Source organism: Mycoplasma crocodyli MP145 (assembly GCF_000025845.1).
Taxonomy (GTDB): domain Bacteria; phylum Bacillota_I; class Bacilli_A; order Mycoplasmatales; family Metamycoplasmataceae; genus Mycoplasmopsis; species Mycoplasmopsis crocodyli.
Genome location: NC_014014.1, coordinates 393924 through 416613, shown reverse-complemented (window position 1 = coordinate 416613; position 22690 = coordinate 393924). Strand labels below are relative to the sequence as shown.

General features: G+C 26.7%; 8 protein-coding genes. 3 read left to right on the top strand and 5 right to left on the bottom strand.

Annotated features, from left to right (window positions below; all coding sequences use genetic code 4):
- Positions 1–5379 (top strand): hypothetical protein, encoded by a 5379-nt coding sequence (locus MCRO_RS01785; RefSeq protein ID WP_013054805.1) that lies wholly within the window; start codon positions 1–3, stop codon positions 5377–5379.
- A gap of 548 nt (positions 5380–5927) precedes the next feature.
- The gene (locus MCRO_RS01780) at positions 5928–15362 is read left to right on the top strand and encodes a hypothetical protein (protein ID WP_041594037.1); all 9435 of its coding nucleotides are present in this window, start codon (positions 5928–5930) and stop codon (positions 15360–15362) included.
- 128 nt (positions 15363–15490) lie between these two features.
- On the opposite strand, the gene MCRO_RS01775 is transcribed toward MCRO_RS01780, so the two are convergent.
- Both MCRO_RS01775 and MCRO_RS01770 read right to left on the bottom strand, forming a co-directional pair.
- On the bottom strand, positions 15491–15736 hold the full coding sequence (locus MCRO_RS01775) for a YneF family protein (protein WP_013054379.1): 246 nt from the start codon (positions 15734–15736) through the stop codon (positions 15491–15493).
- A gap of 57 nt (positions 15737–15793) precedes the next feature.
- Positions 15794–16879, bottom strand: coding sequence for a zinc-binding metallopeptidase family protein (locus MCRO_RS01770; RefSeq protein ID WP_013054615.1), 1086 nt, complete (start codon positions 16877–16879; stop codon positions 15794–15796).
- Between the two features lie 301 nt (positions 16880–17180).
- Between MCRO_RS01770 and MCRO_RS01765 the strand changes: the two genes are divergently transcribed.
- Positions 17181–17378, top strand: coding sequence for a hypothetical protein (locus tag MCRO_RS01765; protein WP_041594036.1), 198 nt, complete (start codon positions 17181–17183; stop codon positions 17376–17378).
- A 215-nt stretch (positions 17379–17593) separates the two neighbouring features.
- Here MCRO_RS01765 and MCRO_RS01760 read toward each other — a convergent pair whose 3' ends face one another.
- The 3 genes from MCRO_RS01760 to MCRO_RS01750 are packed head-to-tail and all read right to left on the bottom strand — an operon-like array spanning position 17594 to position 22687.
- Positions 17594–18919, bottom strand: a complete 1326-nt coding sequence (locus MCRO_RS01760) for an ABC transporter ATP-binding protein (RefSeq protein ID WP_013054203.1) — start codon at positions 18917–18919, stop codon at positions 17594–17596.
- Positions 18912–21683: an ABC transporter ATP-binding protein gene (locus MCRO_RS04310; RefSeq protein WP_013054463.1), complete on the bottom strand. Its 2772-nt coding sequence runs from the start codon at positions 21681–21683 to the stop codon at positions 18912–18914. Before MCRO_RS04310 ends, MCRO_RS01760 begins: the two co-directional genes overlap by 8 nt.
- 8 nt (positions 21684–21691) lie before the next feature.
- Entirely contained in the window at positions 21692–22687 is a 996-nt protein-coding gene (locus MCRO_RS01750; RefSeq protein WP_013054745.1) for an ABC transporter permease, read from the bottom strand.
- Positions 22688–22690: the final 3 nt, after the last annotated feature.

Below are 22690 nucleotides of genomic sequence, written 5' to 3'. Positions count from 1 at the left end.
ATGAAAAGAATTAATAAAAAAGGAAGTATTTTGCTTGCTTCAAGCACAATAGCTATTACTTCCATTTTAAGTGGACTATCAGTAAGTTACACAACAAACACGGCAACAGAGCGCCAAAGTGTAAACCTTGCACTAGCTAGAAACGGAACGAGAGCAACTATTTCCGGTTTTAGTAACAGGGGTGGATCGAATCCGGAAAAAGCAATTGATGGAGTATCTTTTAACAATGATTATAGATGAATATCGAGCGATATGAACAGAAATATAGTAGGTGGAGCCAATTATAAATTTGAATTACATTTTAACAATGACTATGACGTTAGAGCGCTTGATTTAGTATTTTCATCTAATCACATTCTTAATATGGATATTCAACTTTATAATTCAAGCGGATCTATCATTAAGGAAGTTAAATCACTTCATACTAGACAAGGGAACGGAGATTATGGACTTATAAATTATCAATTTCCCGAAACGATAAAAAACGTTAGAAAAGTTTCTTTGATTTTTAATAAATGAAACCATATAACAGGATATTTTAATTATTTATCTATATATGAGTTAAGAGTTTTTGGTTCAACAATAAATGCAGAATATTATGATGAAGTGAATCAACTAACTAAGGATTTAGAATATTATACAAAAGAAACGTATGATTCTACATTACAAGAAATAAACAATAAAAAGAATGAAATACAAGGTTGAATAAATAGTAATACTAATATCGAACAAGAAGCAGATAAAAACGGAATTAAGACCACAGAACAATTAGGTGATTATAATAGAGTTATGAATGATATAAAAAATATTAAGGATAAACTTATATCAAACAAGGTAGTAGTTTTAAATTATTTATTGTCAAAACAAAATCTAAATTCTAATGATATTCATCCTTCATCATTGAGTGAATACAAAACAAAACTTGGTGAATTAATGAATGAAGTAAATGTAAAAGGTAATATTAAAAGATCAGAAGTTAAAGATTATCAAAATAAAGCCGATTTATTGAATTCTCAATTAAAAAATTGAAAAGAGTATTTAAACGAAGAAATTTCAAGAATTAAAATTGAATTTCCTGAATTATATACTGCAAATTCTAAAACTAAATATAATGAAGAGTATTCAAAATTAAAAAGTGATGTTAATGCACAATTTCCAGATACATTAAAAGGTTCAGAAGCTAAGGCTATGTATGAACACTTTAAAGCCGAGATCATAAGAATAAAAACAACAATTTTAAAGACAAATAGAGAACAATTAATAAGTGAAATAGACATTTTATTACGTGAAAATTTTGATTTATTCATACCTTTTGGTGCTAATAATTATAAAAAAGATTTGAACGATTTAAAAACAAAAATCACACAAAGTCAATATGTTGATATAAGTCAATATGATGAATATAAGGAACAAATTTCTTTAAGTAAATCAAATAATTTAATTACTTATAAAAAGTGATTAAAAGAACAAATAGATACAAAATTGAGTGAAAATTTAGATGAATTCACTGTTGAATCGACTAACGAATATACAATAAAAATAAATGCTATAAAATCTAAAATCATTTCTTATGTCGATGATCAATTCAATAAACAGGTTTCAGATAATTTTATAAAAGAACTTGGAGAAGCTGTTAAATTACAAAAATCTAATAAAATTCAAATTTTGGCTAATGTTGCTTCATTTGATGTATTAGGAAAAGATCCAAAATATACAATCGATTCAAAAGCTAAGTATAAAGTCGAATTGGATAAAATCATTAAATCAATAAATGAAACCGAAAAAATTTCTAAAATAAGTTTTATAGAATATACAAATAAACTTAACAATTTAAAATCACTTTTAGTAACTAATCAATCTCAATACAAATCTATAATTTCATTAAATGATTTTCAAATTTATACTGAAGATGGTGAAATTTCATATAAATTAGAATTAAATACTTTAAACAATAAGTATGATAAAGAAGCGTTAACTGCTAATGAGTTTGAAACAGCTAAATCAGAATACAACATAATTTTCGCTAAACTAGAAAAAACATTAATTAGAAACGTTCTTAAAGAACAACTGAAATCAAAGAAAATAACTGATTACAATAAATATGAAAAAGAGTCTGCGCAATCATATGAAAATAAATACAATGAATTAGAAAACAATTTAAATAATAGTGCAAACCAATTTAATAGAACCAATTTTGATACTGAAAAATCTAAAATAACTAATTTAGCATCACCTAAAACAAATAATGAATTTTTAATTGAAAAAGTAAATGCTTATAGAACTGAACTAACAAAATTAGGAACAGAAGTTTCTACAAAAGAAAAGGCTAAAATAGAATCTTTATTAACCAATAAAGAGACTTTAGGAAATGACAAAACAAAACAAGTAACACAATCCGAACTAGAAACACATTTATTAGAATTATCAAAAGTTTTTGGTAACATACAAAACTTTAAAGAAGATGCTATTACATTATTAACAGAAAAAATAGCAGAAGAAAAAATAAACCGTGTAGAAAGTGATGTTGTTAAATTTAAAACTGAATTAGAGAGTCTAAAAACAGGTATAACATCAAAAGATACATACTCAAAAATAGAATTCGAAGATTTAAAAGTAAAAATCAAAAATAAAGAAGATTCAATTTTAACTTATCAAGCAAAAATACAAGATGAAATTAAACTTGCACTTAAAGCCGATTATTCAGAACTTACAATTGAAGCAAAAAATAAATTATTAAAAGAAATAACCGATTTAGAAACTTCAATTAAAACTAAAAATGAAATCGATTATAAAAAACCTGAATATGCAAAAGATAAAGAAACATTAACTCAATTATTAAATAAGGTGGAAACAAATAAAAAAGTAATAGATGACTTATTTTTAAGTGAAATAAACGATCCAAAACTAACTGAGTATACAAGTGAATCAGTTAGTTCTTACAAAGCAACAATTAACTCAATTAAAAATGAATATAGTTCAATTAAGCCAATTACAGTTGCACATGTATTAGAAATTAAAAATAAAATAAATGGTGCAAAAAAGAATCTTGAATTATACAAAACAAGTCTGTTAAAGAAGGTGAGAGAAGAACAAAACTCTAATAAAGATTATTATGCTGATGAAAGTGTAAAATCCGTATTTGCTGAACTTGAGAAAATTTACAAGAAAGTTAATGAAACAACTACACCTTATCTTGTAACAAACTTCAATGATGATATTGCAAAAATTGCAGAAGAAGTAGCGAAACTAAAAACAAATAAATCAAAACTTATAACAAATGCAACAGAAATAAAAGATAAAGTAAATGCTTTTATCACAGAAAATTCATTAGCTCAATTCAATCCTAAAATTCAAGAATTAATAAATGAAATTAACGGTTTGGATGAAAAAACAATAAATTTATCAAAATATAATGAATATATGGCTAAACTAAACGAAGTTAAGAAACTACTTGAAACATATCAAGAATCATTAACTAAAAAAATTGATCTTCTAAAAAAAGTTGATGCAGCTACAAATAACCCTGCTTCTTCAACTGAATATGTTGCAGAATTAGATAAATTAAGAGCTTTAATATTAGCTGATGATAAAATAGATAAGTCTAAGAACGATCAATATGAGAAACAAATTACAGATGCTAACAAATTACTTAAAACAAATGTTCAAATGTTAAAAGAATTAATTAATCAAAAACAAAAAGCAGATTATCCTACAAAAAGTTCAGAGGCGGTTGATAACTTTAAGAAGTACTTGGAAGAATTAGACAAAACTTTAGATAAAAATACAACATTATCAAACGATAGATACAATGAATTGTTAGCAGAGATTTCAGACAAAGAAAGCAAGATTAAATCCAACAAGGAAGCATTGAGTGAATTAAGTGCAATGCTAGATGGAATTAATCATGATATCTATACAAGCGATAGTGTATCAGTCTTTAACACAGGAGTTGTAAGTTTTAAAAATGAAATTAGTACTTTAGAAGATGCTACAAACGAACAATTCAATGCTCTTAAATCTAAATTCGATAAATTAATGGCTGTTTTAGTAACGAACAAAACTGATTTATTGAATAAAGTTCAAGCACAAAAAATGAACAACGGTAAAGAGCAAGAATATACAACCGCTTCAATTTCACAATTCTATAGAAAAGTTGAGGAACTAGAAAAAGAAATTAATAACAATAAGGAAGAAGTATTCAAACAAACTGAATTAAGTACATGAAATGACAAAATTAACAAGTTAAAAGAGAGTTTAATCACTAATAATGCTGACCTTACAAGACTTCTAAAAGAAGAAAAAGAAAAATTTGAAACTAACAAATCTAAATACTCAAAAGAAATACAAGATGCATATAGTAAAGAAGCAAATAGAATTGAATCAGAAATTACCAAAAACCCTGTAATCAAGTGAGATATGCATAAAACAATAGCGGATGACATTATTAATCTTGATGGTATACTATCAAATAATAAAGATGCTTTACTGGCTGAAATAGATAAAATCCTTAATGATAATTATGACTTATACACCGCTTCTTCAACAGAACAGTTGCTGAAAGATATAGCTGCATATAAAGAAAAAGTTCAAAAAATGACATCTATTGCTAAGGTTAAATTTGATGAATTTGTTAGTTCAGCAAAATCGGCAAAAGAAAGTGTTTTAATGCCAAACAAAACAGAATTATTAAATAAATACAATGAATTTAATAATACTATCAAAGAAGAATTTTATACAAGACCTTCTGTAATCAAATTTGATCAAATGCTTAAAGCTATTAAGCCTGAAATTGATAATAAAAATCCAGGATTTACAAAAGCCGAATACGAAGAAATGATCAAAAAAATGAATGGTGCTGTTGCAATTCTTGAAACAAACAAAGATTGATTAAACAAATATATTGAAGCAGAAACTAATAAGAAATTTGATGAATACACCAACGAATCGGTTAATACCTATAAAGAAAATTTAAAATCATTATTAACAGATATCAATAAAAATGAAAACGTTGATAAAACACAAGCTTCAAACTACTCTGATGAAATAACCAAAGCAAACCATCTACTAAGAACATTTAAAGAAGGATTGTTAAGCAAAATAAATCAAATTGATAATCAACATCAAAGTAAAGATTACAATAAAAGAGCCTATACAAGATTCAAAAGAGAACTTGACAAAAAACGTGATGAAATTAATAAATCAACCTCATATACTTCACCAGAATATGATTCAGAATTATTGAAATTCAAAAAAATAGAAGACTTATTAAAAAATAAATGAACACCAAAAGATATTCTTGTATGAACAGGTGCTTTTGCTAGCGGAATTGGAGCTATAGTAGTTTTACTATTATTAATAGCCAAAAAAAGAAAAAGCTAATGTTTAATTATTAAATAAAAAAATAACATACAACAAAAAAATCCTTAGATCAATCTAGGGATTTTTTAAACATCTAATTATCTAAAAAACTTTGAAAGAAGATAAAGTTAATGAAAATTTGAAGATATGCACCAATAATCTTTCATTATATCGCTACTTAACTTTGTTTTACCTTTAATAAAATAGTTAAGTTCTAGTTATAAGCAATCTCCTAAATCACCTATTTTTAGGATTATATTAAACACTATAAGCATATGATAAAAATTCAAGCGAATTTAAAATAAACTATAAAGAGCAACTTAGTTAAAAATGGAATTTTTTGTTAATACTATGTATTAATAATGAAAAAAAAGATGAAAAAATGTGATTTTAACATTTTACTTTTCAAAACAAAAAATCTTCTTTATAAAAAAACAATAAAAATAAATTTAAACCTAATTTATCTATTAAAAAAGCATTTTTAAGTAAAAATGTAAAAAATCTATTATTTATTTTCATATATATAAAAATATATAATTATTAAATATATAAAAATTGAGGTATATAAAATGAAAAAAATTAATAAAAAATCAGTTATTTTGCTAACTGCTAGTACAGCAAGTATAACTGCTGTTGCAAGTACACTTTCTGTAGCTTACACTGAAGATACAACAACAGAACATAAAAACATAAACCTTGCTTTAGCATCAAAAGGAACTACTGCAAGTATTTATGGTTTTACAAGCGAATCAGATAAAACACCAGAAAAAGCAATAGATGGTGTTTCATTTAATATGTTTTCAAGATGAGCATCAACCCATATAGATAATTCATTCGGGGGAGATAATTATAGATTTGAATTAAAATTTAAGGAAGATGTTGATGTCAGAGGTTTAGATTTAGTATTTGAGTATAATCACATTCTCAATATGGATGTAAGATTGTATGATTCAAGTGAAAAACTTATAAAAGATGCTAAGTCTTTAAAATCTGGTTACGGATCTGGTAATTATGGTCTTATTAACTATCAGTTTAATGAAACAGCTAAAAATGTTAGAAGAATTTCTTTTGTTTTTAATCAATGAAGTAAACCTACATGAACTTATAACAATGTGTCAATTGTTGAAATAAGAGTTTTTGGTTCAACAACAAACTCAGAATATTATGACGCAGCTAATCAATTGATTAAAGATTCTGATTTCTATACAAAACAATCTTATGATAAAACAACACAAGAAATAAATAACAAAAAACAACAAATTCAAGGATGAATTGACAGCAATATCAATATCGTTGAAACAACTGACAAAAATGGAATTAAGGTTTCAGAGCAACTAAGTGTTTACAAACAAGTAATGAATGATATTAAAAAAATAAAAGATAAACTTGTGACAAATAAATCGGTTGTACTAAAAGATTTACAAACAAGACTTACTGCAAGTTTTGATAATTTTCACCCTTCATCACTAGATGAATATAAAACTAAAATTAATGAATTAATTCAAGAAGTAACAGGTAAAGAAAATGTTACAAGAATAGAAGTAACTCAATATGAAACAAAAGCAAATTCATTGAATGCTTTACTCAAAACTTGAAAACAATATCTAAAACAAGAAATAGCTTTAATTTATGTAAAAAATCCTGAATTTTATACTCAAGATTCTAAAAATGCACACCAAGCTGCATTAACAAAATTAGAAAATGATGTTAACACACAATTTTCTGACTCATTACAAGGTGCACAAGCAAAAGCTAAATATGAAAGTTATAGGGTTGAAATCAATAGAATTAAAACTGATATTTTAGTATCAAATAAGAATAAATTATTAGATGATATCGACACTATGCTAGGTGATGCTCATGCTTTATATTTACCTGAAGGTGTAGAAAAATTTAAAACCGAATTAAGAACTTTGAAAACAATGATACAAAATGGTGGAGAAGTAGAAACTAGCAAATACGAAAATTACATCAATCAAATCAACTCAAGTAAATCAAGCAATTTAATTACATATAAAAAATCATTTGAAAATCAAATAACAGCTAAGGAAAAAGAAAATTTAGATGAATTTACTGTTGAATCAACTACTGCATATAAAAACGAATTTAACAACATCAAAACAAAAGGTAGTTCGACTGCAGATGATAAATTCAATAAAATAATTTATGATGAACTTTCAACCAAATTGAATGAAGCACTTAAATTAAGAAAAACTAATATGGAGCAAATTCTTGCCGAAGCTGAAACAGCCAAATTATTAGGACAAGATCAAAAATACACAACAGAATCAAAAGCTAAATATAAAGCCGAATTAGATAAAATAGTTGAATCAATTAAGAAAAATGAAAAAATATTTAAACCTAGTTTTACCACATATTCAAACCAAATTAAAGCACTAGAAGCACAACTGGTAACTAATTGATCAGAATACAAGAAACTAATTACAACTATAGACTTCAATAACTATACAGTAGATGGTGAAAACGTATATAAAGCTGCTCTAATTGAATTGGATAAAAAATATGATAAACAAAATCTAACTTCTGAACAACTTGCTGCTGCTAAATTAGAACTAAATAAAATATTAGATGACCTTGAAAAAACATCAATTAGAAACATCCTTAAAGAAGAACTCAACAAGAAAAAGATTGATAACTATGATATATACGAAAAAACATCAGCACAAGATCACAAAAATAAATTCAATCAGCTAGAAACCGACATTAATGATCCTACAAAACAATTTAATATATCTAATCTTGATACAGAAAAAGCTAAAATTAATGTCTTAGTAACACCGAAAACAAATAATCAAGCTCTACTTGAAAAAGTAAAATCTTATAATGTTCAACTAACTGCTTTAGGTGATAAAGTATCAGCAAAACAAAAAGCAAAAATTGAAGCTTTATTAACCGAAAAAGAAAATAAGGCAAATAATAATAGCATATCAATAACACAGACTGAATTAGAAACTGACTTATCACAATTGGCAAGTGCTTTTGGCAATGCACAAAACTATTTAGAAGACGCTATTGCTCTATTAGAACAAAAAATAGCTGATGCTAAATTAAACTATGTAGAAGCAGATGTAACAAAATTTAGAAACGAATTAGAAACCTTAAAAAATGAAATTACCACAAAATCAACATACTCAAAAATAGAATTTGATGCTTTACAAACTATAATCAAAAGCAAAGAAGACTTATTATTAACATACAAGGCACAACTTATTAAAGAAATAATCGCTGCTAAATCAAAAGATTTTGATAAATATACACAAGATAGTGAAACAAAATATGTAAACAAACTTGAAGAACTAAAGAACGCTATTGATTCAGGTTCTGAATTACTTAAATCTGATTATCAAACAAAAAGCGCTGAAATTGCTGCTACAAATTCATTGTTAGAAAGTAATAAAGATTCACTTGATAAAAAACTTAATGAAGTATTAACAAATACTTTTGAAGAATATGATGCAGCCAGTGTTGCTACTACAAAACAAAAAATCGAAGAAATAAAAACACAAGTTTCACTTTTAAATGATTTAACTGACGTTCAATATGCAACACATATAGAGCAAATTGAAAACGCTAAGAAATCATTAATTACAAATAGGGATAAATTGATATCAAATATTGATGCCAAGAAAAATTTATCTGAAAAATATAAATATGAAGCATCAAGCATCGCTGCTTTTGAAGAATATTTAAACAATTTAAAGAATGAAATAACTCTTAAAAATGCAACGGAAATTAATCAAGCAAAAAGAAATGAATATGATCAAAAAATTAACAATGCAACTTCAAAACTTAAAACATATCAATCAATTTTAATTGAAAAATTAACTGAATTTGAAGGTAAGAATTTCCCTTATCATATGAATGATTCGGTTGCTGATTTCAAATCAAAAATAACACAATTGAAATCACAAATTCAATCAAATAATGATATTAATGTTGATCAATATAATTCATACAAAACTCAATATGAAACACTTGAAAAAGCAATAATTTCTAGACAAAAATCTTTACAGGACAAGTTAGCATCAGCTCTTGAGTTAGTCGATAAAGATACCTATACTACAGATTCATATGGAACATATACAACAAAGTTGAATGGTACAGATATAAAGGGTAAAATTGATGAAACCATAAACATTGATGAAGCAAAATATAATGATTTAATATCAAAAATTAATGATACTAAAAGTGTTTTATTGAGAAATAAAATGGATATTATTGCAAAAATCAACGAAGCAATTAATAATCCTGATTTAAATTATACAGAAGCTTCTAAAATTGAACTTAACAAACAATTAAATGAATACAAATCATCAATAGAATCACAAAACGAAGACAAGATAACTACAACAATTCATGCTGCTGCTCTTGCTAAAATTGCAGAATTACAAACAAAAGTTTTAGTATCAAATAAATCAATCCTTGATAAGAAAATAACTGAACTTTTAGCTTTAAACGAACAAGAATATAAAGAAGCGGAATTCAATGATTTCAAAACTAAAGTTGAAGCGATTAAAGCATCAAATGCTACAAAAACTAATTTTACAAAAGCTGAATTAGATGCTTTATTAAATCAATTAGAATCATTAAAATCAATTGTTGATGAACACACTTGTATAAAAGAATTAAAAACAAAAATAACAACTGTTAAAAGTGAAAATAAAGATCAATACACAGCAGAAACAACAAACACAATTGATAATAACTTGATAGATTTAGAAAATGTTATTAATTCAAAAAGTACAATAACAAGAATTGAATTATCAAGTGAAAAAGCTAAGATAGAAACTTGAAAATCTAAACTTGAAACTAATAAAAAGATGCTTAACGATTTGTATGAAGCAAACAAATTATCATTAAATAGCGGAGGTTTTTCTCCAGCACAAATTACTGAAGCTAAAACTGCGCTTGAAACTATTAAATCTGAAATGGATCCCAAAGAAACGATTGGAAAAAATGAAGCAACAAATTATGTTTTTAGATTAAATGCTGCATTGCCTACAAAAGCAAACTACATTAATGAAGCAAAAGAAATTATTAATAAAACATTAGACTCTGATATTTATACATTGGAATCATTTACAATTTATGATAATGCTCATAAAGCAGCTTTTGATAAGTACTTATTAACACCCGCTCCTGTGGTAGACTTAGCTGAATTTAATCAAATTAAAACACTCAAAGAATCATTAAAATCTCATTTAATTACCAACAAAAAATACATAAATGATAAAATAAGTGTTTTAAAAAATGAAAACTTAGACTCTTTTACACTTGAATCTACTAACAAATATATTGAGGAATTAAATAAAGAATCACAAAATTTAATTGATAAAGAAACAATAAAAAGGGCTCAAGCAACAACCATTATAAATAAATTAGAAAACTATAAAACTTCTAGAAAAACAAATCTTTCTGAGCTTGATGAGCATTTAACAATGGCATTAACAAAAGCTACTGATATTTATACATTAGAAAGCACATTGACATATAAAAACAAAATTGCTGAATTAAGAGCTCAATACCATACCGGTAAAGCATTGATAACTAAAGATGAATTGCTAGCACAAATTATAGAAATTGATAAAGCCATCGAATTATTAGAAACATATAATAAAGCATTGAAATTAGCTATAGCAAATAAAATTAAAGACTTAAAAACAGCTGATTACTATACTATTACTACATGAAATCAATATCAAACAATATTGAATGAACAAGTAGCATTAGCAACTGGAACAACGGCTATCAAAAAAAATGAGTATGATACATCATTAACTAAATTGGAACAAGAAATTTCTAAACTCGAAACAAAACAACAAGCACTTATAAAATATATTCAAAGTGAAATCAATTCAGTTAATACACTAGAATATCACAATGGACAAATCAAAATCGTTGTAGGTGCTAAATTACAGGCACTTCTTGCTCAAGTTCAAGGGGAATCTGAAATAGATGGACAAAAAGATGAAGATTATAGAAATAAGGTGGATGAAGAGAAAAAACTCCTTAAATCTAATAAAGATTTACTTTTATTAAAAATTACTGAAGTAACTACAAAAGATTTTACTAAATACACAGATTTATCGGAAAATGGATATAAATCAGCTGTAGAAGCATTTAAAAATACAATTACATCAGATAACGAAATAAATGATCCAAAATACGAAATATATCTTAACACACTAAATGGACTTGAAAAAAACCTCAAAACATGAAAAGAGGACTTGCTTAACCATATAGATACGGTTGAAAAAGTAAAAACCTTTGATGGATACCCAACATCAACAACTCAAAGATGAAATGATTTTGTTAATGCTAAAAAAGCTGAAGTAGAGACTTTACCTTCACTTGACAAAGAAACTTATGAAAGAATAAAACAAGAGTTTACAAATCTTGAGGCAGAACTAAAAACTCAAAAAACAAATAAAACTTTATATGATGAAGCACTAAATAATGCTAAAAAATTAAAAACTGATATATATACAACAGAATCGATTTCTTTATATAATGCTCAAATAGCAACAATCGAAAACGAATATAAAGATAAAACTACTTTTAGTGATGGTGAATTAATAGAAGCACAAGAAAAATTAAATAAAGCTAAAGAAAAATTTGTAACATGTAAGAGTGTTTTACTTCAAAAACTTCAAGAAGCTAAAATTATTGAAAATATATATACAACTGAATCATGAGAAGAATACCAAGCTAAAATTACAACGCATGAAGCTTTCTTAAATGATCCAGCAAATCTAGAAACAACTTTAATCAATACTAAACAAACAGAAAACTTAAAAGCTATTGATGACCTTAAAAACAGACTTGTTAAAAACCAACAAAAATTACTTGAATTACACGCTTCTACAATGAGCGATTCAACAACTAATGTTGCAAACTATTCACCTATTGAATTAGCTGAATTTAATACTACTATGGCTACAATTAAATCAGAAATAGACGCTAAACCTAATGCAACAAGTGCAGATTATAAAGCAATAGCTGATAAAATAAGTGCTGCACATGCTAAATTATCTAACTTTGAAAAAGATACATTAAAATATCTAGAAGATGTTAAAGCAGCTAATAAAGATAATGATAAATTCACAAGCGAATCAAGAGATAAACTCATAACTGAACTAGATAGAATTAATAGAGCAATCGAAAATGAACTTAAACCACTTTCAAAAGCTAAATATGAAGAGTTTAAACAAAAAATTGACCAAGCAATATTATCTGACTTGCAAACTCATAAATCAAAAATTCAACAAGAGATACAACTTGCACTTAATGCAGATTATTCATCACTTACAAACCAAGCTAAAGATAAATTATTAGCTGATATTAATGCTTTAAAAACAGAAATTGAACCTAAAAAAGAAGATGACTACAAATTAACTCAATATACAACCGATAAAGAAACATTAAATAAATTATTAAGTAATGTTGAAACAAATAAAAAAGTTATAGATGCCTTATTTACTGATGCACTTGATGATTCGAAATTAACGAGTTATACAACTACATCAGTTGAAAAATATAAAGAAGCAGTTAATTCAATAAGAAATGAATATACTTCAATTGATCCTATTACAGGAGCTCATGTATTAGAAATTAAAGAAAAAATACAAAGTGCACATGACAAACTTAAACTATACAAAACAGCTCTACTTGAAAAAGTAAGAGAAGCTAAAAATGCAGGTAAAGATTACCATACAATCGATAGTGTAAAAGAAGTAAATGCTAAACTAGATGAAATTTATAAGAAAGTAGACAAAACAACTTCACCTTATCTTTTAGCAGATTACAATGAAGACATATCTAAAATAAATCAAGAAGTGGCTAAACTAAAAACAAATAAAGATAAATTACTATCAAAAGCAGATGAAGTAAAAGCAAAGGTAAATAAATTTATCACTGAAAACTCAATAACTAAATTCAACCCTAAACTTGAAGAATTAGTAAATGAAATAAAAGGACTAGAAGTAACATCAGTTGATTCACCTAAATATGATGATTATGTAGCTAAATTAAACGAAGTTGAAAAATTACTTGAAACATATCAAAAATCATTAATAAATAAAATCGAACTTCTTAAAAAAGTTGATGCAGCATCAAGTAATCCAGCATCTACAACTGCTTATCTAAAAGAACTTGAAAGATTAAAGACAGCAATATTAGCAGATGATGAAATCGATAAACCTAAGAATGATGATTATGAAAAACAAATTGATGACTCTAATAAGTTGCTAAAAACAAATCTACAAATGTTAAAAGAATTTATTGAGCAAAAACAAAAAACTGATTATCCTACAAAAAGCCCTGAAGCTGTTGCTGACTTTAAAAAATACTTGGATGATTTAGATAAAAGTTTTGATAACAATACTTCATTACCATTAGATAGATATACAAGTCTAGTAGCACAAATTACAGACAAAGAAAATAACATTAAATCTAACAAAGATGTATTAAACGAGTTAAAAACCTTGCTTGATGGAATTAATCTTGATATCCACACAAGTGCAAGTGTAACCCAATTTAACACCGGTCTTGCCGCTCTCAAAACAAAAATCGATGCACTAGGTGATGTTACAAACGAACAATTTAACGTTATAAAAGCTGAATCAGATAAATTAATAGCTGAATTAGTAACCAACAAAACTGATTTATTAACTAAAGTAAAAGCTGAAAAGTTAAATAGTGATAAAGAGCAAGAATATACCGTTGATTCAGTTGCTCAATTCTATAAAAAAGTTGCAGAACTAGAAGATCAAATAAATACATCTGATAAAGAAATATTTAAACAAGCAAAATTACCTGAATGAAACGATAAAATTAACAAGTTAAAAGATAATTTAATCACTAATAAAACAAACCTTACTAATTTACTAAAAGATGCAAGAGCTAAATTTGAAGTTAATAAATCTCAATATACACAAGATATACAAGATGCATTTAATAAAGAAGCAAATAGAATTAGCAATGAAATTACTGATAACCCTGTAATCAAGTGAGATAAGCATAATAAATTAGCTGATGATATAATTAATTTAGATGGTATATTATCAAACAATAAAGATGCTTTACTTGCAGAAATTGATAAAGTTCTTAATGATAATTATGATTTATATACAACTCCTTCAACACAAAAATTCTTAAAAGATATAGTTGCATATAAAGAAAGAATTCAAAAAACATCATCAGTTGCTAAAGCTAAACTTGATGAATTTAAAAATACAGCTAAGATAGTAAAAGAAAAAATTCTAATTCCTAATAAAGAAGAATTATTAAATACATACAACAAACTAAACACGAGCATTAAAGAAGAATTTTACACAAGACCTTCTGTTATTAAGTTTGATGAAATATTTAAAACTATTAAATCTGAAATTGATAATAAAACTCCTGGATTCACAAAAGCTGAATATGCTGAAATGAACAAAAAAATGAATGATGCCGTTTCAACTCTTGAAACAAATAAGGATTGATTAAATAGATACATTAAAGCAGAAACTGAAAAGAATTTTGATGAATATACAATTAGTTCAGTAGAAGAATTCAAGGAAAATCTTGAAGTACTATTAAGTGATATTAATAGACACAAACAAATTGATAAAGCTCAAGCTTCAAACTTCAGTGATGAAATAGCAAAAATAAACTTACTATTAAGAACCTTTAAAGAAGGATTACTAAGTAAATTAAATCAAATTGAAGATGAACACAAAAGTCAAGATTACAGTAAAAAAGCTTATGCAAGATTCAAAAAAGAACTTGATAAAAAACGTGAACAAATTCAAAAATCAACATCATATAATTCACCAGAATATAATTCTGAATTACTTGAATTCCAAAAAATCGAAGACTTATTAAAAACCAATTGAACAACAAAAGACATTATTTTATGAACATGTACTTTTGCAAGTGGTATAGGAGCTATAATAGTACTACTATTATTAATAGGTAAAAAAAGAAAAAATCAAGCTTAATACAAAAGCAAAATATAAACTTTAAAAAAATCTCTAGACTAATCTAGGGATTTTTTTAAAGTTTGATTATCTAAAAATTAAATATAAAACAACATAATAAAATGCACCAAAAAATGATGCAACTAATATTATTGTTTGTCTTTTGCATTTTGCATTGAACGCATAATTTGCTTTATTTGTGTTTCAGAAGCTTTACGTCCCATTTGATTAAACATAACTCTAATCATTTTTTCAGTAATGGGTGGATTTTCTTTAATTTGTTTTTCAAACAATCTTTTTACTATAAAAAATGTAATAAAACCAACTAAAATAGCAACACCAATAATTGTTCCTATAATTGTTCCAGCAAATGCTCCAGTACTCATTTCTACCATAAGACCTCCTTACATAAATAATTTATATTTTAACATAAAAAACAATGTTTTTATATACTACTTATATTTAATATTTTCATACTCAGTTGGATTTAGTGATTGAACTATTTTTATAATCAAATCGCCTGTAGCCATCAAATCACTAATAGCACAAACTCCAATTGGTGAATGCAAGTAACGTTGTGGAAGCGATAAAGTAATAACAGCTGCTCCACCCTGTGCAAATTGCAATTCATGTGCATCAGTTCCACCACCCATAGCTACAAATTTATAAGCTTTAATTTTGTTTTTGTTAGCAACTTCATAAATGTACTCAACTCATTTTGGATCCATTAATGTACCGCCATCTTTTACTCTTAAGGCTGCTCCACCAAATAATTTAGTAGTTCCTGAAATAGTATTTATAGTATCATGAGATGACGTTGTATCAAGAGCAATGGCTAAATCAGGATTAATAAGTGAGACAGAACTTTTTGCACCTCTACACCCTACTTCTTCTTGCACTGTTCCAACTAAATATAAATCCACATCAAGTTCAATATCTTTTAGTTTATTAGCAACATAATCTAAAACAGTAACTCCTGCTCTATTATCCATCGCTTTTCCGCCAACTAAATCATCATTATTAAATAATATAGTTTCACCTGACATATAAACTCTATCACCTACTTCAACACCTAGTTCAACAGCTTCTTTATCTGAAATAAAGCCAAAATCGGCATACAATTGATCATTAGTTGTAGCTTTAGAAACATCTTCTGATTTCATAATATGAATTGATGTATGACCAAAAACTCCCAAGAAACTTTTATTAGTTCTATTTGTTACTAACTTAGCCTTAGTTCCAATAGCAACAGTTGCCCAAATTCCACCAACAGGACTTAATAATAATTGCCCATTAGATTCAATTCTTCTTACTAAGTAACCTACTTCATCCATATGTGCAGCAACCATTAATTTAGGAGCGTTTTTATTTTTTGATGGTTTATGTATTATAAGGGAACCTAACCCATCTCTTGAATATTTAAAATTTTCGCTTAAAGTATTTTCTTTTAATTGTTTAGCAACAGGTTCTTCATAACGACTCATCGCTTCAATTTCCAAGTATTGAATTAATCTTTCTTTAAATTGTTTTTTATTCATTTTTACCTCATTAATTATTACAATTATAATTTAATAATCAAATATTAATCAATGATTTAAATTATTTTGCTTATCTATATAAATTAAATAATTTACTATTAAACTTTTAAATATTAATATCAATAAAAATAAACTAAAAAACGCTAAATTTTTAGTTAAAATTTATAAAAAGTTTATTTATTTTGAAAAAAACACAAATAAATAAACTTTTTATTTTTACATAATAAAAAAAATGAATAAATTTGTAACAATTTTAAAAAAAGTTTTAAAATAATTTTAATTATTAAAATAAGGAGAAAAAATGGCTGGATGTAAAAAATCATGCAACAGTAGTAAAGAACAAGAAGTAAAAGTAAGCACATGTAATAGAGCTGCTTCTACTTGCGAAACAAAAGCATGTTGCAAAGAAAAAAGCGCTTGCGAAACAAAAGCATGTTGCAAAGAAAAAAGCGATTGTTCTAAAGACTCTTGTTCAAAGAGTTCATGCGGAACAAAATAGTGAAAATATATTAAAAAATGCTCATTCATTTAGAATAAGCATTTTTTATAGTATTTTATTGGATTAATAATTGAAATTCTTTGAAAATAACTAAAGTTTTTATTATTAATTTAAAAACAAGTTAGTTAAAACTAATTAGTTTTTAAATTACGTATTTACCTATAGGCAAGAGAAATAATAAAAATCGGAGATGTTGTTGTAATCTCCAATTTTTATTATCTTATTCTTTCAATAAGTTTAAATGATTCAAGTTCTTCATCAGAAGCAAGGACAAAATGATCTTTATTTATTTTTTGTCATTTTGGTTGTTTTGTTTCATCATAATCATGAATAGCAGGATTATATTGATAACCTAGTAAAGAACCTTTTTTAGATTCGATAGAAGGAACCGCATCTAAAAGAGACTTAGTGTAAGGATGAAGAGCATTTTTAACTATCTCTTGACTAGTTCCAACTTCAAGTAAAGTTCCTTTGTTAATAACAGCAATTCTATCTGAAATGTATTCAACCATTCTTAAATCATGAGCAATAAAAAGAATAGTTAAATGGAATTTTTCTTTTAGTTCTTTAAAGATATTAATAACTTGAGCCTGAATAGAAACGTCAAGAGCTGAAATAGGTTCATCCGCTATTAAAAGTTTTGGTTTAAGAATTATTGAACGACAAATTCCTAAACGTTGTTGTTGACCGCCAGAAAACTCTAATGGAAATCTTCCCAGAACAGTTTCATCAAGCCCGACTTGTTTTAGCATGTTAATAATTAACATTTTTTTACAATCTTTATATGAAGCATTTTTTACAACAAGTTTTTCTTCTTTTGCACTTGTTATATACTTCATAACATTTTCATATAAGTCTCTATTTGCAACATAACGTTTTGAAATTTTATCAAATAAGTCTTCAAAAACTATTTTGAAAGATTCTTCAATACCTTTTTCAACTTCTCTATAAATAGAAAGTAAATCATCATAGATTGGTCTTTCTGGTTCAAGTTTTAATACTTGATTGTATACATTACTCAAAACCTGTTGATCAAAGTTTATATGGAATAAATAATCAGCATTTTTTGAATTTAATAAACCTTCTGAAACAACTCATTCAACATTTTTGTAGGGATTAAGTGAGTTTGTTGGATCTTGAAAAATCATTTGAACATTATTGATCATAAAACTAATCATGTTTTTATATTTTTTAGTTGTTTTAAGACCTTTTGAAATGTTTTTCGGAATAACTGTGTCTTTGATTTTTATGTATCCAAAACTATGTGGTGTAAGACCTATAATTGCTCTTCCAGTAGTAGATTTACCCGAACCACTTTCACCAACAAGTCCAAGCACTTCACCTTCATAGATGTTAAGATTCAAATCCTTGATAGCAGCAAATGCTTTAACACCTGCTCCATAATTTATATCTAAATGTCTTAATGAAACTAATGTTTTTTTATTAGGATAAGCATTTAACATTTGTTCAGTTCCTGGCAAAATTAATCTACAAACTTTTTTACCTAAAGGCATTTTTTCACAATAATATTTTTTATCCATGAATTACTCCTTTAGACTTTTTATTTTTCTTATTTAAATTCTTTTTATCCTTTGAATAAGTTGAATTGGTAGAAACTTCTTTGATAAGTTCTATTTGCTTTTCAATATTATCTTCTGGTTTGATTTTATCCTTAATTACTTCTTCATTTGTGTTATAAACTTTAAAATCATCTTCATTATCCTTAGAGTTTTCGATGCTTAACGGTTCATATTCAGCTTTTAACTCAATGACAATCTCGTTATGTTCTTTTGCTAATGCTTTATAGTGTTCATACTCATTTCTAGTAACTAAAATATTTTTACCATATAATTTATGCAAATAAGCATTATATTTTTCTCATAATGTTTTAATAATATGAGGCGGTTGATAAGTTGGAGCTAATTCATCAAGTAGTGCACTTTTAACAAAATGTGTTGAACTAATTTGATAGTAATCAGGTTGCACTTCAAAATCTCTAGCTAGTGCATAATCATTTCTAACTGCAAAAGCATCACCTACAATATTATTAAGGTTAGATGGAACTGCTCCTCTTATTACTTGAAGTCTACTATTTTTATTAAAATCAGGCATCGAAACAATTAAACCTCATGTATAAGGATGTTGAGGATTCATTAAAATTTCTTCCTTTGTACCGCTTTCAACTATTTGACCAGCATACATTATGTTGATATAATCAGCAATAGAAGCAACAACTCCTAAGTCATGAGTTATAAAAATGGTTGCAATTTTAAATTCAGCTTGTAATTCTCTAATAATATCAAGAACTAAAGCTTGAACTGTTGGGTCAAGCGCTGTTGTAGGTTCATCCATAATTAATAATTTTGGTTTAAGCGAAATTATGGCTGCAAGGGCAATTCTTTGTATCATTCCACCACTAAGTTCATGTGGATAGAGTTTCATAACTTTTTCGGGATTACCGATTTTAGTCATTTGTAAGTATTTTATAGCTTCTAATCTTGCTGCTTTTCTGCCTTTAACAATTTTATTAATTAACATTCCTTCAATAATTTGCTCTCCAACTTTCATGGTTGGGTCAAGTATTGACATAGGGTTTTGGAATACGGCTGAAACTATTCTACCTCTTAATTTTGATCTTTCTCATTGTTTGAGACTGAAGTTTTGAACTTCTAGACCATAAAGTTTTACACTACCACTTTCAATTATGGCATTCGAACCAGTAAGTCCATACAATAGTGAAGTAATAACTGATTTACCAGAACCACTTTCACCAATAACAGCATGGATACATCCTTCATACACTTTGAAGGAAGGACCTCTAAGAACTAAATTCTTTTCAGCTGGGTTTGCTGGGTTTGCAAAAGTTAAATAAATATCTTTAATTTCAGCAACAACTTTTCTATTTTTTGCAAAAACATATTCAACAGGAGCATTTTCTACGTAGTAATCAAAATCAAAGTTTTCAGTAGCATTTTTATTGATTCCTATTAATCTTGTAAATTTCTTTCCAAGTTTATAAATGCCTTTAAAGAAAGCCAGAATACCATCTCCAAATGATGTTAAAAAACCTGTTTTTTTAATACCTCTCATTACCATTAAGTCCTTTGGCTCAGGTCTATGAAGGTATTTTATTGGTTTAGGAAATAGTCGTTCAAACCCTGATTCTTCAACAGAAACTTCAATAATTTCTTCAGCGAAACCTAATTCATTTTCAGAAAGTTTTTTCTTAAAATCAATCTCAGTTTTAATTTGGTCTTCTTTTAATTCTAATTCAACATTATTGATAATATCGGTAATAGTTGTAATAGTTTTTGTTGTTTTAATGGTTTCAGTAATTGTTGTAATAATTTTAGGATCTGGGTCTTTAATATACTCATTATGAATATCTTTAGATTTCAAACCATGAGTTTCTATAATTTGTTCTTCAACAATTTCTTTAGGAGTTTCAGTAAAGACATATTCTGGTTTATCAATTGTAGGTTTAACTCTTATAACCGAAAAATCTATTGGTAAAGGGCTTGATGTAAAATAAGCTCTTGGGTTAGGTAATTTTTCTCTTGTTATTTCTTTTGGTTCTTGAATAATTTGTTCAGGTTGGTTAATTATTGGTTTTTCCTCAACAAATTCGAAATTTGGGACATATCTTTTTTCAGAAAAATCTATTGGTAAGGGGCTTGATGTAAAATAAGCTCTTGGGTTAGGTAATTTTTCTCTAGTTAGTTCTTCATTTAATTGTTCAACAATTGGAAGTGGACTATCAGTAAAATATGCTTGAGGATCTTTCAAAATTGTTGTAACAACTTTTTTTCTTTTTGGTGTTTCAGAAATTGCTTTTAAAGTTCTAGGTTTTCTAGGTTTAATCTCTTTAGGAGTTGTTGTTTTAGTTGTTCTAGGTTTTCTAGGTTTAACTTCTTTAGGAGTTGTTGTTCTAGTTGTTCTAGGTTTTCTAGGCGTGCTAGAAGTTTTAGTTGTTCTAGGTTTTCTAGCTGGTTTGACTGGTTTATAATCTTTTTCTTGATCAAATTCCTTACGAGCAAGTCTATTAACTTGTGCACGTGGGGCACTTTCAATATAAGGTGAATCGTTTCTATCAAATCTATTTGAAACTTGGTTTTTATTTCTAGCTTCATTAGTTAATTTAGATAGATTTCTTTTATCTCTTTTACTTTGTACTACATTTCTTGGATTAGTTCTTATGCTCATTAAATTTAGTTTTTCATCATTAACAAGAGTCGGTTTTTTAGCTCTTGTTGTTGTTCTTTTTGCCTGTGGCGTAGCTGTATTAGTTGATTTTACTCTTGGCATATTTTATCCTATCTTTGTCTCAATAAACTATCTTGAATAGCTGATGACATAAGTTGAATTGATGTAGTTACAATTATTAATAAGAACGAAGGTATCAACACATAACGTGGAAATGTAGTAAATATTTTTGAACCATCAGTAATTAAGTTACCAAGGGTAGGTGTATTTGGAATTGATAATCCAATAAAAGCAAGTGAAGTTTCTGAAAGAATAACACCAGGAATATGGAAAACAATTTCCGTTACAAGAAGTGGAATAACAACTGGTAAGTAGTTTAATAGAACTTTGTATGTTGGAGTTCCTAAAATTTTAGAAGCAGCAACTCATTCATAGTTTTTTGCCCTAAGAACTTGTGAACGCATTTGGTTTGCTATACCTGTTCAACTGGTAAAAGTTAAAGCAAATACAATAACTCAAAATGTGGGATTAAGAACAATAGTAATTACTATAAGAACAATAATTGAAGGAACGTTTGAAATTACTTTAATAATGAAGGTCATTACTTTATCGAATTTTGGGAAGTGCCCCATCATAATACCTACAATAAGTCCAATTGTAACTTGAATTAAAGTAGCTACTACCGCTAAAGTAATTGAATATCTTAATCCATGTCATAACCTCGATCACAAGTCTCTTCCTAATTGATCAGTTCCAAATATATGACTATCAGTAAAGAATGTTTTGTAAGGATTTTGAGGGTCAAGTGAATAAGGATCTTTTGTGAAAAATGGAATTATAAATGCACATAAAAGAAGTGTGAATAAAGCCACAAATCCAAAAATTCCTCCTTTATTTCGACTGTATCTATAGAAAAATTCTTTTCATGGTTTCTGATGATCTTTCATATATGAAGTTTCACGGAATTCTAGAATGTTACCGATTATTTCTCATTTTTTATAATTAAGTGGTTGAATAAATTTATTAGGAGCTAGGTCGTAATCAAAATTATTGTTTTTAGATTCTTGACGATCTTTTTTGTTTTTAGCATAATCTTTAAATGACATAAT